At 71.0% G+C, this 15,557-nt stretch carries 10 protein-coding genes; 4 read left to right on the top strand and 6 right to left on the bottom strand.

Going from position 1 to position 15,557, the window contains the following annotated elements:
• Positions 1–13: 13 nt before the first annotated feature.
• Both KALB_RS17790 and KALB_RS17785 read right to left on the bottom strand, forming a co-directional pair.
• Entirely contained in the window at positions 14–2,254 is a 2,241-nt protein-coding gene (locus KALB_RS17790; protein ID WP_158510758.1) for an MMPL family transporter, read from the bottom strand.
• Between the two features lie 43 nt (positions 2,255–2,297).
• Positions 2,298–6,851 carry a type I polyketide synthase gene (locus tag KALB_RS17785; RefSeq protein ID WP_025357069.1) on the bottom strand — a complete coding sequence of 1,518 codons (4,554 nt, stop codon included), beginning with the start codon at positions 6,849–6,851 and terminating at the stop codon, positions 2,298–2,300.
• Positions 6,852–7,285: 434 nt separating this feature from the next.
• On the opposite strand from KALB_RS17785, the gene KALB_RS17780 reads away from it, so the two are divergent.
• From KALB_RS17780 to KALB_RS17765, 4 genes are all read left to right on the top strand, one after another.
• Entirely contained in the window at positions 7,286–9,700 is a 2,415-nt protein-coding gene (locus KALB_RS17780; protein ID WP_025357068.1) for an ATP-binding protein, read from the top strand.
• Positions 9,701–9,827: 127 nt separating this feature from the next.
• Positions 9,828–10,799 carry a universal stress protein gene (locus KALB_RS17775; protein ID WP_081789375.1) on the top strand — a complete coding sequence of 324 codons (972 nt, stop codon included), beginning with the start codon at positions 9,828–9,830 and terminating at the stop codon, positions 10,797–10,799.
• A 47-nt stretch (positions 10,800–10,846) separates the two neighbouring features.
• The gene (locus KALB_RS17770) at positions 10,847–11,317 is read left to right on the top strand and encodes a DUF7144 family membrane protein (protein ID WP_025357066.1); all 471 of its coding nucleotides are present in this window, start codon (positions 10,847–10,849) and stop codon (positions 11,315–11,317) included.
• A gap of 155 nt (positions 11,318–11,472) precedes the next feature.
• On the top strand, positions 11,473–12,417 hold the full coding sequence (locus KALB_RS17765; RefSeq protein WP_025357065.1) for a phosphotransferase enzyme family protein: 945 nt from the start codon (positions 11,473–11,475) through the stop codon (positions 12,415–12,417).
• Positions 12,418–12,430: 13 nt separating this feature from the next.
• Here KALB_RS17765 and KALB_RS17760 read toward each other — a convergent pair whose 3' ends face one another.
• From KALB_RS17760 to KALB_RS17745, 4 genes are all read right to left on the bottom strand, one after another.
• Positions 12,431–13,159 carry a GAF and ANTAR domain-containing protein gene (locus KALB_RS17760; RefSeq protein ID WP_025357064.1) on the bottom strand — a complete coding sequence of 243 codons (729 nt, stop codon included), beginning with the start codon at positions 13,157–13,159 and terminating at the stop codon, positions 12,431–12,433.
• 153 nt (positions 13,160–13,312) lie between these two features.
• The gene (locus tag KALB_RS17755; protein ID WP_025357063.1) at positions 13,313–13,708 is read right to left on the bottom strand and encodes a hypothetical protein; all 396 of its coding nucleotides are present in this window, start codon (positions 13,706–13,708) and stop codon (positions 13,313–13,315) included.
• A 108-nt stretch (positions 13,709–13,816) separates the two neighbouring features.
• Entirely contained in the window at positions 13,817–14,689 is an 873-nt protein-coding gene (locus KALB_RS17750) for a universal stress protein (RefSeq protein WP_025357062.1), read from the bottom strand.
• Between the two features lie 11 nt (positions 14,690–14,700).
• The gene (locus KALB_RS17745) at positions 14,701–15,486 is read right to left on the bottom strand and encodes a hypothetical protein (protein WP_025357061.1); all 786 of its coding nucleotides are present in this window, start codon (positions 15,484–15,486) and stop codon (positions 14,701–14,703) included.
• Positions 15,487–15,557: the final 71 nt, after the last annotated feature.

The raw sequence follows: 15,557 nt of genomic DNA, 5'->3' as shown, positions 1-15,557 counted from the left end.
TTGTCGCGCCTGGTCAGTTCTCACGCGGGCCGAACCGGCGGTGCAGTGCGCGCACCGGCGCCGGAGCCCACCAGTTGAGCCGGCCGCCCAGTGACATCAGTGCCGGTACCAGTACCGGCCGCACGATCAGCGCGTCCAGCAGGACCGCCAGCGCGGCACCCAGACCGATGAACTGGATGAACGACACCTGAGAGGTCACCATGGCGAAGAAGGACACGCACAGCACACCCGCGGCGGCGCTGATGACCCGCCCGCTGGAGGACAGCCCCAGGACGACCGCCGAGCGCAGGGGCAGCCCCTCGTTGTGCAGCTCGGTGATCCGCGCGAGCACGAACACCTGGTAGTCCATGGACAGCCCGAAGCTGACGCAGAAGACCAGCACGGGGAACACTACCGACATGGTCGTCGGGGTGAAGCCGAGCAGGCTGGCGAGGTGTCCGTCCTGGAAGACCCAGACCAGCACGCCGAACACGGCGGCCATGGTGAGCAGGTTGATCAGCAGCGCCTCCACGGAGAGCAGCACGCTGCCGGTGAGCAGGAGCAGCAGCGCCAGCGCGGTCAGGGCGATCAGCCCGAGCGCGAGCGGCACGCGGGCGGCCACCTCGTCGCTGACGTCGACCAGCTGGGCGGGTTGCCCGGTGACCAGCACCGAATGACCGCCGGGGACCGGTACGGCCCGCACCTCGCGGGCGATGTTCGCGGCGGCCGAGGAGTAGGGCTCGACGTCGCTGACGACCGACAGCCAGGTCGAGTCCCCCAGGCGGTGCAGGTCGCGCGCCATGGCCGGGGTGGGCGATCCGTACGCGTACGAACCCGCCGCGCTGTCCACCCGGCGAACCCCCGGCACCCTGGACAGCGCGCTGGCGTAGTCGGCGACCTGGCTGGTGCTGCGCGCGGTGGTGGGCCAACTCTCGGCGACGACCGCGAGCGAGCCCATTCCGCCGGTGGCGAAGTGGTCGCGCAGCTGGTCGGCGACCTGGCGGCTCTCCGCCGTCGTGGGCAGCACCCGCTCGTCGGCGAGTCCGAAGTGGACGTGCGAGATCGGGATGCTCAGCAACAGCAGTCCGGCCAGTACGGGAACCCCGAAGGACAGCGGTGCACGCAGCACCTTGCCCGCCACCTTGCCCCAGAAGCCCACGTCCGGCTCGAGATGCACCGCCCGGCGCCACGGCAGTCGGCCCCGGTTTACGCGGTTGCCGAGCAGGGCGAGCAGGGCGGGCAACGCCACCAGTGCCCCCGCGACAGTCACGGCCACGACCGCGACCCCGGCGTAGGCGAAGGAACGCAGCAGGTATTGCGGGAACACCAGCAGGCAGGACAGGGCCACGGCCACCGTGGCCCCGCTGAACACGATGGTGCGGCCCGCGGTGCGCATGGTGACCACCAGTGCGGAGGTGGTGTCGGGCCGCCTGCCGAACTCCTCGCGGTAGCGGGAGACGAACAGCAGGCTGTAGTCCACGGCGAGCCCCAGACCCAGCGCGATGGCCAGGTTCACCGAGAACACCGAGACGTCGTAGAACAGCGCGAGTGCCCGCAGCACGCCGAGCGTGCCGATGATCGAGAGGATCCCGATGAACAGCGGGAGCCCCGCCGCGACGACGGTGCCGAACACGATCAGCAGCAGCACCAGGGTCAGCGGGATCGCCACGGACTCCGCGGTGGCCAGGTCCTTGGTGGCCTGGGCGTTCATGTCGTTGTTGGCCTGGGTCACCCCGCCGAACTGGACGCGGACCGGTCCGGCCGCCCGGCTGAACCGGGTGTGCAGCCGCTGTACCACCTTCGCGCTCTGGTCCTCGTCCCCGCTGACCCGCAGCATGATGAGCGCGCCGTAGTTGCCTCGGTTGCGCAACTGCTCGACCGGGGTGTCCCAGTAGGACGCCACGAGGTTGACCCCGGGTTCGTTGGCCAGCTTGGCGGTCAGCTCGTGGCCGATGTCGGTGATGTCGCGGTCCTCAAGCCCACCACCGGTCTTCTCCACGTACACGACCAGGTTCGGGTTGGCCGCCGGGAACTTGTCCGCGAGGATCCGACTGCCCACAGTGGACTGCGAGTCCGGCAGGTCGTATCCGCCGACCTTGAGCGAGGACAGCGCGTCCACACCGAGTACACCGGCGATCACGATGAACAACAGGCTGACCAGGAGCACCACCTTGGGCCTTGCCACCACCACGCTGAGCAGTCCTCGTGGCACGTGGTCGGGCAGTGCCTGCGACCCGATGAAGGTCGCGGTGGTCCTGTTGTTTTGCTCTACCAAGGAAGTCACCTGTCACAGAGAAGTAGGGTCTTTTTCGGGTGGGTCATTCGCAGACCGCGAAGGACTCGCGGGGCAGGTCGAGCCGGTCGAGTTCGCCGGCAAGGGCGTCGACCACGTAGGCGATCTGTTCGGGGCTGTGCTCGCTGGTCACGAAGAACCTCAGCCGCGCCTGGTGCTCCTCCACCGCGGGGTGCAGGATCGGGCAGACGCAGATGCCCCGCTCGCGCAGGGCGTCGGCGAGCAGCACGCACCGCAGCGAGTCACCGACCAGGCAAGGCACGATCGGGGTGTCGGCGCTGCGTCCGGTGCGGACGCCGGCCTGCACGGCCAGGGTGAGGAACAGTTCGGACCGCTGGTGCAGCCGGGCGATGCGGTCGGGCTCGGCGCGCAGCTGGCGGATGGCGGCCAGCGCGGCGGCCGTGTTGGCCGGGGTCATGCCCACGCTGTAGACGAAGCCCGGCAGCGTGTACCGCAGGTAGTCGATGAACTGGCCAGCGCCCGCGATGTAGCCGCCACAGCTGGCGAACGCCTTGGACAGGGTGCCCATCCACACGTCGACCTGGTCCCGGTCCACCCCGAAGTGCTCCCCCACCCCGCCGCCGCCTCGGCCGAGCACCCCGATGCTGTGCGCCTCGTCCACCATCAGCAGCGCACCGTGCCGCTTCTTGATCCGGATCAGCTCGGGCAGGTCGGCGATGTCCCCGTCCATGCTGTAGACGCCCTCGACGACGATGAGCACCCGGCGGAACCGGTCGCGGACCTGCACGAGCATGGCGTCCAGCGCGTTGAGGTCGGCGTGTGGGAAGGGCCTGCGGGTGGCGCCGGAGAGCCGGCACCCCTGCAACACGCTGTCGTGCGCGAGCGAGTCGTGCACGATGAGGTCGCCGGGGCCGAGCAGGTGGCCGATCAGGGTCACGTTGGTGGCGTGCCCGCTGACCAGCGTCAGCGCGTCCTCGGTGCCGAGCAGACCGGCCAGCTCGGCGTCCAGTTCGCGGTGCGGCGGGCGGTCACCGGACAGCATCCGGGCCGCGGAGACCGAGGAGCCGTAGCGGTCGATGGCCTCCTTGGCCGCGGCGTTGACCGCCGGGTGGCCGGACAGACCGAGGTAGTTGTAGCTGGCGAAGGAGATCAGCTCGCTGCCGTCGACGGTGGTGCGGTCGCGGGCGTTGCCCTCGTGCACCAGGAAGTAGGGGTTGCGGATCTCCAGCCGGTCCATCAGCCCGATCCGGTCGAGGTTGTCCCGCACCTCGGGGAAGGCGGTCAGCTCGGTGTGCTCGGGCGAGAGCACGGCCACCTCGGCCTTCGCGGGCAGCGCGATCTCGGTGCTCACGGGCACCGCGACCTCGGCGGGTGCCGCGGCCCCGACCTGCTCGACCACGGCGCGCACCAGGCTGGTGACCGTGGTGTCCCCGTTGAGGACCGCCTCGTCCAGCGACAACTGCGGCCACCGCCGCCGCAGGCCCGCCACGAGGTCGGCGAACATGATCGAATCGAGGCCGAGATCGCCGCCGAGGGCCTGGTCCTCCGCCAGCCGTGCGACCGGGTAGGCACTGATCTCGGCCAGCACCTGGAGCACCTGGGCGCGTACCTGCCCGGCCTGCTCGCCGCTCGGCGGCTGGTGCGGCCTGACCTGTTGTGCGGTCGGCTGTTCCGGCACGGACTCGACGGCCTGCCCGGGCACCGCCCTCGGCTCGGGCACCGCACCGCCCGCCCAGCGCAACACCCGCAACTGCTCGCGCAGCAGGGCGACCATCTCGTGCATCTGTGGCTCCTCGGGATCAGGGGAACTCAACGGGGTGCCGACGGGCACCGCAGGGACCGCGTTCGCACCGGCACCCCGACCGCAGCGGATCGTGTAGCGCCGTTGGGCCAGCGGTGAGGGCGGCAGGGTCACCAGGTGCCGCTCACCGGATTCGAACAGGGGCCGGGCGTCCACCGGGACGCCCAGGACCGCCAACCGGCCAAGGCCGAGCAGGAAGCTGCGCCCGTCATCGGGTGCGGCGCCCGCCGTGCCGACGAAGTGGCAGGCCGTGGGATCGGCGAGGGACCGCCTGGCAATCGACAGCAACCCGGTTCCGGCGTAGGGCTGGACGAACACCCGGCCCCCGGCGGCCTCGGCGGCCGACACGGCCGAGCTGAAGCGGACCGGTGCCGAGACCGACCTCGACCACTGCTGACGCACCTGCTCGACCAGGGTGAGGCGGGTACCGCTCACGGTGGAGAAGAAGGCACGCTCGGGCGCGCGCAACGGCAACCGGTCGATCAGCTCGGTCAACCGCCGGTCCCCCTCGGCGACCAGCGGGGAGTGGAACGCGTGGGACACGGGCAGTGTGGTGGCGGCGACCCTGCGCTGGTCGCACCGCGCGGCGAGCGCACGCAGCGCGGGCACCGAGCCGCTGGCGACGACCTGGGACGGGTGGTTGAAGCAGCCGGGCCAGACCTCGCCGATGCCCTCGGTCAGCTCGGCGAACAGGTCCTGATCGGCTTGCAGCGCAAGCATTCCCCCTGTGCCGGGCGGCGCGGTCGCCGACACGGCAGCGCCCCGCCGCACCAGGAACTCGACCGCGTCCTCGCCGTCGAGCACGCCCGCGGCGACCGCGGCGCCGAACTCACCGACGCTGTGCCCCACGGCCATGTCGCCACGAACCCCGCACACGGCCAGCAGTTCGGCCGCCGCCACCCCGACCAGTCCCAGTGCCGCCTGCCACAACCGGGTGTCCGCGAGCGCGTCCGGCGAGTCCGCGCCGGTCCGGCGGGAGTCCCAGACCAGTTCGGCCGCCGACTCGCCCGCGACGGTCAGCACCCGCGCGTCGAGCCGGTCGACCACCTGGCGGAACGCGCTGAACCGTCGTCCCAGATCGCCGAGCATGCCGAAGGTCTGGGTCCCCTGGCCCGGGAAGACCAGCACGAGGGTGCGACTCTGCTCGGCCAGCGGGGCGCGAGCGGCCAGCACACCGGGAGCCAGCTCCCCTTCCTCGCCCGCGCGCAGTGCGGCGGCGGCGCGCCCGAGGCAGTCCTGCAACTGCTGCCGATCCGCCGCGACGAAGGCCAGGCGGGCGCTGAGCAGGGCACGGGTCGCCAGCGTGTAGGCCACCTGGCCAGCCGCCAGCGAGGCGTCGGCGGCCACCAGTTCGCGTAATCGGTCGGCGTGCTCGGCGAGCAGGGCGAGGTTGTCGGCGGAGAGCAGGAACAGGTGGGGCTGCTCGCGCTGGGACACCGGTGCGGCAGGCGCCTCCTCCAGCAGGACGTGGGCGTTGGTGCCGCCGAAACCGAACGAGCTGACCGCGGCCCGCCGGGGGTGCGCACCCGGGTGCTGCCAGTGCAGTGGGCGGTCCGGGATGCGCAGCCCGGCGCCGGTCAACGCGGCACACGGCTGGGTGGGCGGCTGCGGCGGTATCGTCGCGTGGTGCAGCGCGAGCGCGGCCTTGACCAGGCCCGCGATGCCCGAGGCCGCCATCGTGTGCCCGATCAGCGACTTGACCGAACCCAGGTAGGTCCTCGTGCCACCCGGCCGGGCGTCGGCGCGGCTGGCCACCAGGGACTCGATCTCGACCCGGTCGCCCACGGCGGTGCCCGTGCCGTGCGCCTCCACCAGCCCCACGGTGGTGGGGCACACGCCCGCGTCCACGTGGGCGGACTCGATCGCGGCCAGCTGCCCGCGCACGCTCGGCGTCATCGGGCCCTGGGCGTGGCCGTCGTTGGACGCCCCGATGCCCTTGATCACCGCGTACACGCGGTCGCCCGCGTGCACGGCGTCCGCCAACGGCCGCAGCACGACCATCGCGCCGCCCTCACCGAGCACGAACCCGTCGGCCCGTTCGTCGAAGGGACGGCAGACACCGGCGGCGGACACCGCGCCGACCCGGCACAGGCTCACCAGCCCGTCCGGGGTGAGGTTGAGGAAAACACCGCCGACCAGCGCGACGGTGCAACTGCCGGACCGCAGGTGCTGCGCGGCCTCCTGCACCGCTATCAGCGCGGAGGAACAGGCGGAGTCAACCGCCAGCGCGGGGCCGCCCAGGTCGAAGGCGGAGCTGACCGAGCAGGCCGCCATGTTCATCAGCGTCCCGGACAGGGAGAACGCCTGTAGCGGGGCGATCGCGGCGTCCGAGGCCCGCTCGACCGCCGCGGCCAGGGCCGCGTCGCGGCTGCCACCGTGCAGTGAGCCGTCGGCCAGTTGCAGCGCCCGCAGCTTGGTCGCCGCCAGGTCCTGGTAGTCCGAGGAGTTGAGCCCGACGAACACCCCGGTGGAGGCCCGGTCGAAGCGGTTGCGCTCCCAGCCCGCGTCCTGCAGCGCCTGCCTGGCCAGGTCGATCATGAGCCGGTGTTGCGGGTCCATCGCCACCGCCCGGCGCGGGGGTATGCCGTAGTGCGCGGGCGCGAATTCCTCCACCTCGTCGAGAAAGGCGACCCGGTCGGTGTACGCCTTGTGCGGCGAACGCCGGTCGACGGGGTCGAAGAAGGTCTCGTGCCGCCACCGTCGCTCTGGTACGGCACGGAACTGGTGCCGAGCCCCCCGGATGAGGTCCCAGTAAGCACCGGTGTCGGCCGCGCCGGGAAATCGGCAGGCAATGCCGATGATTGCGAGATCCTTCACCAGCCGCCTCCGGGCACGGTCCCGCCAGCGGTGAAGGCATTACTGTCATTCCAGCGAAAGAATGACAACCAGCCTGGAAGTAAGTCCACGCGGGTCAGTCTGCTTGCTGCCAAGCACCGACAGAAGGGGGCCACACCAGCGGCCCCAAGCGCTACCGCCCCACCGAACGGACTCCCGATCCGCGGGCAGCTCTGGTCATCGGTGATCGCTCGCTGGCCACTTCCTTTCGCCGAGGAATGCCTCCGCGCCGCCAACTCCGGCGGCCCAGACGAGTTCACGCACCAACTTGCTCCGAAAGCAGAGCAAACCCAAGAGGCCGCACCACTGGCCACCACGACCCGCACTCACAAGCATGGCGTGTTCTGGCATTTGGCACAGGCACGCCACGCCTTTCTGTTCACAGACAAGGGAAAACCTTGACACAATTGAGGCGAGTGATCCTCACAGAATCGGAACTCAGCGACCCCACGAACGGCGAACACTGCATGATCAAGGCACCACGTCACAGCAACCAGCCCGTCGCCCTGTCGAGTTTCGTCGGACGCAAGCAGGAGATCGCCAGAGCGAAGAGAGCACTCTCCGTCGGTCGGCTGCTGACACTGGTCGGTGAGGGCGGGATAGGCAAGACCAGGTTGGCCCAACGGGTAGCCAAGAACATGCAGCGCTCCTTCGGGGACGGGGTCTGGGTGGTCGAGCTCGCCAACCTGACCGATCCGGCGTTGCTGGCGTGTGCGGTGGCCACCGCGTTCGGCATCGGTGACCTGTCACTGGGCAGCGTCGAGCACGCGGTGCGCGACCACCTGACGGACAAACAGGCGCTGCTGGTACTGGACCAGTGCGACAACCTCCTCGGCTCCTCGGCCGACCTCGTGGAACGCGTGCTGGCCGCGGCCCCGGGCGTGCGCGTGGTTGCCACGGCACGGCTGCCGCTGGAAGCACAGGACGAACGGGTGATTCGGGTACCGCCCCTGTCACTGCCCAGTGTGCAGGCCCTGCGGCAGCGCGAGGTGCTGGACCGCGAACTGCTGTTCGGCTACGAGTCGACCCGGCTGTTGACCGAACGGGCGGGCGGCGCGCTGGTGGGCCCCGGGCTGACCCCGGACGAGGTCTTCGACGCGGTCCAGGTGTGCCAGCAGCTCGAAGGTGTCCCGCTCGCCATCGAGATGGCCGCGGCGAGGCTGCGCACGATGTCGCTGTGCCAGCTCAACGAACGCCTCAACGGCCGACTGCGCGTGTTCACCAACGAGGGCAGGGCCGTGACCGCGCAGCACACCGCGGTACGGGCCTCGATCGGGTGGAGCTACGACCTGTGCGCACCGGCGGAACAACTGCTCTGGTCCCGGCTCTCGGTCTTCGCGCCGGGCTTCGACCTCGAGGCGGCGCAGGACGTCTGCTCCGGTGACGGCATCGAACGCGATGCCGTGCCCGAGCTGCTCATCAGGTTGGAGGAGCGGGCCGTTCTCCGCAGGCAGCGTGGGGACGCACCCGGGCGAACGCGGTTCCACGTGGCACACCAGGTGCGCCGACACGGCGGGGAAAGGCTTTCCGCGTCCGGGGAGCAGCGCGGGCTGCGCGCCCGGCACCTGCACTGGTACACGCGGTTGTGCGAGCGAGCGGCGGCCGACTGGTTCGGCCCGATGCAGCGGGAGTGGCACGACCGGGTGCGCATCGAGTACCCGAACATCAGGCTGGCCCTCCAGTTGTGCGTCTCCGACCGGGAGTACACCCGGGACGGACTGCGGTTGGCGGGATCGCTGTGGTTCCTCTGGACGGTGCTCGGCAGGCTCACCGAGGGCAAGTACTGGCTGGACGAGTTGCTGCGGCTGGACACCGAGCCGAGCCTGGCCCGGGGCAGGGCGCTGTGGGTCCGCGGCTGGATCAACGCCCAGCTGCGCGACGAGCAGGGCTCGGCCACCGACGCCGCCGAGTGCGGCGTGATCGCGGGCTTCCTGGGTGATCGCAGGCTGTCCGCCGACAGCCTGCACATGAGCGGACGATCGGCGCTGTACCGCGGCGAACTCGGCAGTGCCGCGACGCTGTGCAAGCAGGCGTGGGAGGTGTACAGCAGACAGGCCAACGTCGACGGTATCGCCGCGATGTCCCTGGTGCTACAGGGATTGGCGGCGTGCATGAGCGATGACCTCGACCTCGCGGACTCGGCGGCGGCCCTGTGCCTGGACATGGGCTCGGAGCGCAGGGAGGAGTACGTGCGCTCCTGGGGCACGGGGTTGCTCGGGTTCGTGCACTGGCGCAGGGGCGACAACGGCCGCTCCGCGTCACTGCTGCGCAAGAGCATGCACGCCAAGCGAACCCTGCGGGACCTGCACGGGCTCACTGTCGTGGGCGAGTTCCTGGCCTGGCTGCTGGTGTCCGAGGGCTGCTGCGCCGAGGCCGTGCACCTGTTCGGCGCCCTGGACAGGTTGCAGTCCCGGACCCGGTCCCCGCTGGTCGGTTCCGAACGCTTCCTCTCCTACCACGACAACGCGATCGGCACCGCGCGCGATGCCATGGGCGAGGCGGCGTTCACCGCGAGCCTCGCCAGCACCGGCGGCCTCGCCCCGTTGGAGGCGCTCGACCGCGCGCTGTACGGCGAGAGCACCCACCTGCCCACCCGCAAGCAGGCCGGGACGCCCTGGGCCCCGCTGACGCTGCGCGAGCGGCAGGTGGCGGAACTGGTCTCCCGCGGCCTGCCGAACCGGATCATCGCGGAGACGCTGCGCATCGCCGCACGCACCGCGGAGGGGCACGTGGAACACATCCTGGTCAAGCTCGGTTTCAACTCACGAGCCCAGATCGCCGCCTGGGCGGTCGAACAGCGGCGCAGGCTCGATCTGCGCACCAGGGGCTGAGGCCCCCCGCAGCGCCCCGGTGTGGCAGGACTTCCTCTCTCCCCGGCAGAGAACTGCCGCCGCGGTCACGGCGAGCACGTGCCTGGCATGACGTGACGGGTGCTCATCCGCTCCCTGTCCGCGTGGGATGGACTTTCGCCTCTGCACAAACGATCCCGGCGATGCTGCGCTGGCACGAGACCAACACGGGAGCGGAGTGGGCGCGATGATCGGATCCCCGTCATCCAAAAGAGTTCTCGTCGGAACCGATGGTTCGGTGATCGCCCGGCACGCCGTCGAGTGGGCCGCCGCGGAGGCCGCTCGCCGCGGGGCGGAACTGACGATCGTGCACGTGCGACCGGGCAGCGACCTCGATGCGCCACGTCTGCCAGCGCTTCCCGCCGACACCGACATCGCGTTCGCGCGGTGCCTGGCCTGGCTCAACGAAGCGGTGGCAAGCGCAGTCCAGGCGGCACCGGGGGTCGAGGTGAACACCGCGCTGGTGCGCGGGGACGTCACCCAGACCTTGATCGCGGCCTCACAGCACGCCGAACTCGTCGTCCTGGGCGCGCGCAACCCGAACCGGATCACCGGCCTGCTGCCCGGAGCGCTCACGGTGTCCCTCATCGCCCACGGCCACTGCCCCGTGGCCGTGGTGCGCTGGGCGGCGCCCCGCACACGCCCGCCCATCAGGGGCCCGGTTGTCCTTGGCGTGGACGGGGCCCACGCCGAGGCCGCCATCGAGTTCGCGTTCGACAGCGCGGCCCGCAGATCGACCTCGCTGGTCGTCGTGCACGCCTGGTCCAGGTGCCTGCTCAACAGCCGGTGGCACAACACCGTGGAGAACTCGGCCACTGAGGTGGTCGACGAGGTGATCCGCACCGTGCTCACCGACCGGCTGGCCTGCTGGCAGGACAAGTATCCGGACACCCTGGTCCGCATGGTCACGTTGCAGGACAAGGCGGTCAGGTCCCTGGTGGAGCAGTCAAGACAGGCGCAACTCGTCGTGATCGGTTCGCGTGGCCGGGGAGGCTTCAGCGGTCTCCTGCTCGGATCCACCAGTCAGGCCATGCTGCATCGCTGCGCCTGTCCCGTGGTCGTGGCACGGGCACCGAGATGACCGTGCGGTGCTCGGCCGAGCACCGCCGAGACCCGAGGAGGTACACCTTGAACACGCAGGAGAACTCACCCCGTCACGAGAACGTCCCGAGCTACCGGCGACCGTTCTCGCCCGGGGCCGGCTGGGTCTGGTTCGCGGCGGTCATGATGGTCCTCACCGGAACCTTCAACGCCGTGGAGGGACTCGCCGCCCTCTTCCAGCAACGGTTCTACGTCGTGAGCCCGGACCAACTGCTGGTGCTCAACCTCACCGGGTGGGGTTGGGTGCACCTGGCGGTCGGCGTGCTGATCGCGGCGGCCGGCTGCGCGCTGTTCACCGGGGCCCTGTGGGCCGGAGTCGTGGCGGTGCTGGTCGCCGCCGTCAACGCGATCGTGCAACTCGCCTTCCTCGCCGTGTCCCCGGTGTGGTCGGTGCTCATCATCGCACTCAACGTGATCGTGATCTGGGCACTGGTGGTCAACGGGAGCGAAGTGCTCTTCTCCGGTGGTACGCGCCCGCGCCCGACCAGCAAGCGGTGACGGGCTGCGACAAGAACTGAGGTAGCATCACCTTGTCGGCCGATGGGCGACCGAACTGCGGCGACTAGAGTGGTCACCGACGCTGAGTACGGCAGGCACGGTGGCAGTCCGGAAGCGTGGCTGACGCCTTCTCCACCACGAGGGAAGACGCATTCATGCACGGCACGGCAAGTTCCAACAGGCAGACCGCACTCCCCACGGCGGCCACGGCGGCCACGGCGGCCACGGCGGCCACGGCCCAGGAAACCCTGGCCGCCGCGTGCGCGCGGGCCGGTCTCGACCACACCAACGCGCACACGCTGAAATCCTGGGGAAACCCGGTTTTCCTGCTACGCCGTGACAACGTTGTCGCCAAGGTCCACCTCCACCCCGGACTGCGGCACGAGGCCGACACCGCCGTGCGGGCGGCACAAGTGCTCGCCGCGCACGACATCCCCGCGGTGCGACTGGCTGAGACGGCCGCTGTCCAGCCAGTCCGCACAGGCAGGTACGCGGTGACCTTCTGGCAGCACGTGCCCAACTGCGGCTGGCCCGTGCGGCGCGGTGAACTGGCGAGACTGCTCAGGAGACTGCACGAGGTGCCCGCCAGCCCGGAGTTGACCGACTGGGACCCCATCACCGCCCTGCGCCACCAGATCGACGAGGCGGTGGGGCTCGACGCCGACCACCTCGGTTGGCTGCTGGCGCGCTGCGACGAGGCCGAGCAGCGTCTGGCCAGGCTGCGGTACCACCTGCCCCGCACGGTCATCCACGGCGACGCGCACCCGACCAATCTCATCCCGGGTCCGGCCAACACGGTGCTCTGCGACCTGGACACCACGTGCAACGGCCCTGCGGAGTGGGACCTCGTGCCCACGGCGGTGGCGGCCCTGCGCTTCCCGGGCGGGATCGCGGCGCACCGGGAGCTGGCCGACTTCTACGGGTACGACGTCACGGACTGGGAGGGCTTCGAGGTGCTCCGGCTGGTGCGCGAGTTGACGCTGGCGACCTTCGCCTTCACGCACGTCCCCCAGTCACCCGAGGTTCGCGACCAGTCGCGCCTGCGCCTGCGCACGCTGCGCTCGGGGGACAAGGTGTCCTGGTGGACGCCCTACCAGTGACGACCGGCCGCGGCTACGCGCGGAACCGCCCCGGCCTCGGCGGGCCGCCGCTGGCCGAGGCCATGATGGCGGTCGCGATGGAGACCAGCTTGCGGTTGGTGTTCTGCGAGGCGGCGCGCAGCAGGTCGAACGCGGTGTCGGCATCGCACCCCCGCTGGGCGACGACCACACCGATGGCCTGGTCGATCACCGCACGGCAGGCCAGCGCCTCGCGCAGCTGCGCCGCCGACTCCGCCTGATCGATGGCCTGCACCGCCGCGGCCAGCAGCACCCCCGCGTGCGCCGCGGTCAGCCGCACCACCTGTCGTTCCCGCACACCGAACCCCTGCCGCACCGGGGAGTACAGGTTGAGCGAGCCGACCACCTCGCCATCGGACCGCAACGGGTGGCAGTAGATGCTGTGCACGCCGTCCGCGAGCATCCTCGCGCGGTACGGCCCCTGGCTCAGCTCCTCGCTGACATCCTTGACGTAGCAGGGTTCCGCGCGACGCGGGCACTCCGTGGCAGGCCCCCGCCCCTGCTCGCGCCGACCTCGATCGAGCAGGTCCGCGAGCGCCGGTGAGGAGGTGGCGGTGGTCACCCGACCGCGCCTTTCCAGCCACACGCCCGTCATCGGCTCGCCGCGGACCAGCAGGGAGGTGATCTCCGCGATGTGCCGCAACGACTCCGCCAGATCAGTGGTCGACAGCACGAGCGCCGTCAACTCGTGCAATCCCGTGGCCAGTTCTCGGTCCTCCGCCATGGTAACCATCCCCGCGTCACATCCTCGCCACCTGCGACAGTAGAACGGTTTTCACCGCGATTCCCGGGCTTGACACGTACTGCCGCACAATGGTCAGCGGGCGGACACCCAGGATGGCCAGATGTGGTCAGTGGCAGGCGATGTCGCGCACGGTCACGAGGTACCCCGTCGGGCGGACCTGGCGTGGAGCGTGCGGGCACAGGCGTCGAGCAGGGCGCTCATCCGGACCGCGGTCGCCCTCCCGTGCAGTCCCCAGGGCACGGTCGGCCGCCGCAGGCGCTCGGGCGCGACGAGCATGACGGGCAGTTCGGCACGCGCCGCGCAGATCGCACCGAACTCGCGAACGGTCATCTCCGTACCGCCCGCGCGCACGTCCACGAGCAGGTCCACCCGAGGTTCCCCGTCCAGCGGGCAGCGGCGGGCCGAGGACATCGCGGTGCACACGCCGCCCGCGTCGTGGCAGGTACTCACCACGCAGCCCAGTTCTCGCAGTGCGTGGACCAGGTCCGCGCAGTCCCCCGCGATCTGCTCGGTGACCAGCACGTGCATGACAGCCTCCTCATCCCAGGCTCCAGGCTGCGCCGTCGTGGACTGGCACGGCAGTCGCCCGAGACCCTGCCCCGCAGTGACCTTCTACCCTTCCCGGCAGAAGTGTCCTCAATGGACGGTCTCGGGCCGGACCACGGCCAGCGGGCACCGCGTGTGGTGCAGCAGTGCCTGGCTCGTCGAGCCGACCAGCATGCCGGTGAACCCTCCCCTGCCCCGGGCGCCGACCACCAGCAGCCGGGCGTTGGCCGACTCCGCCAGCAGTCTGCGCACCGGCCTGTCCTGGTGCACCACGCGGTGCACCACCACGTCCGGGTACTTCTGTGCCCACCCGGCCAGCCGCTCGGCGAGCACCCGGTGCTCGTGGGCCTGCTGGGCGAACCAGTCCGACTCGGGCAACGGGATCGACTCGCCCCAGGCCAGCATCAGGTCGCTCCAGGTGTGCACGGCGACCAACTCCGCGTCGTGCAGGGCCGCGGTCTCATAGGCGAACTCGAGTGCGGCCTCACTGGCGGGTGAGCCGTCCACGCCGACGACGACCGGGCCGCGCCCGGGTGGCGGGGTGTCCGCGGTGGCGCCTCGGACCAGGACCAGCGGGCAACGGGCCGTCGCGGCGACACCGACCGAGGTGGATCCGACGAGCAGGCCGGTGAAACCGCCGAGCCCCCTCGACCCGAGCACGACCATCCGCGCCGCGGCCGATTCCTCGACCAGCGCCCGGACCGGGGCCTTGGCCTTGAGGTCCACCGACACGGCGAGGCCCGGGTGTTCGCCGCGGACCACGTCCACGGCCTCGACGAGGCACTTGCGCGCCTCGGCGACGATCTGTGCGTGGGCGACGGTGGACAGTTGCATGGCGGGCACGGCGTAGGCGTGCACCACCTTCAGCCCCAGCCCCCGGGTTGTCGCCTCACGGGCGGCCCAGCGGACAGCGTGCAGCGCGTGGGCCGAACCGTCCACGCCGACGAGGATCGTGGTGGACATCGTGCCGCTCCTCAACAGGTGACAGGCGGGCTGAGGCCGAGCAGGGCCTGCGGGAAGCCGCCCAGCCCCAGTTCGGTCATCAGCCGCAGGCGGAGGTCGCGCAGGTGCATGGGGCGCACGACCGGGTGCAGACTCATCCCCCACTGGCGCAGGTCCTCGGCGGCCAACTGCATCGCCGCGCCCGCCAGCACGTGGTCCCGGCGGTCGTCCCCGTCGGTGACCGCGATGACCATCGGCCGGGCGAGCAGGTTCGCGGCGATCGCGCAGACCGCGTCGGGATAGGGCTCGACGGTGACGTGCCGATGCGCGGGGACCGTGACGCGGGCGCGGGTCGCCTGGGTGAGCCAGGGGGCGAGTTCGCGGGCGCACAGGTGGTCGCCGTCCAGCCTGCGGCTGGCGTCCAGCAGCACAGCGGCCAACGCGGCGACCCGGCCGCGGTCGTTGATCAGTTCGAGTCGTGCCTCGCGCAGGCACGGCGGCACGGACAGCGGAGACACGCGGTGCTCGGTGGGCACGACGGCGGCGACCAGGTCGGGTGCGGCGGGGTCCTGGTCCAGGTCGACCTCGACCTGCCAACCGAGTTCCCGCACCGCGTGCACCACGGCGACCAGTGCCATGCCGCAGGTCAGCAGGCGGTCCAGGCCCGCGCTGTCGTGCCGCTCCTGCCCGACCTTTTCGTACAGCCGCACGGTGTGCCCGTCGAACTGCACCACCCAGGGCCGTTCGGGAGACAGCACGGGTACGCGCCGTGCCGCCGCGATGATGCGCGCGCACTGCCTGCGCGTCCAGCCCCTCACCGCGCGCCGCCTCGACGGGCCGCGATCACGCCGACCAGTGCCAGCAGTGCCCGGTCACCGCCACGTCCACG

Source organism: Kutzneria viridogrisea DSM 43870 (assembly GCF_000525635.1).
GTDB classification, from domain to species: Bacteria; Actinomycetota; Actinomycetes; order Mycobacteriales; family Pseudonocardiaceae; genus Kutzneria; species Kutzneria viridogrisea.
This window is presented reverse-complemented; position numbering and strand designations above follow the sequence as displayed.

What these genes read in the sequence shown, in the direction of transcription:
- KALB_RS17775 (WP_081789375.1), top strand. Translation starts at nt 9,828, where the DNA reads ATGGACTTTCGCCTCTGCACAAACGATCCCGGCGATGCTGCGCTGGCA.
- KALB_RS17755 (WP_025357063.1), bottom strand. Translation starts at nt 13,708, where the DNA reads ATGCACGTGCTGGTCACCGAGCAGATCGCGGGGGACTGCGCGGACCTG.
- KALB_RS17750 (WP_025357062.1), bottom strand. Translation starts at nt 14,689, where the DNA reads ATGTCCACCACGATCCTCGTCGGCGTGGACGGTTCGGCCCACGCGCTG.
- KALB_RS17760 (WP_025357064.1), bottom strand. Translation starts at nt 13,159, where the DNA reads ATGGCGGAGGACCGAGAACTGGCCACGGGATTGCACGAGTTGACGGCG.
- KALB_RS17765 (WP_025357065.1), top strand. Translation starts at nt 11,473, where the DNA reads ATGCACGGCACGGCAAGTTCCAACAGGCAGACCGCACTCCCCACGGCG.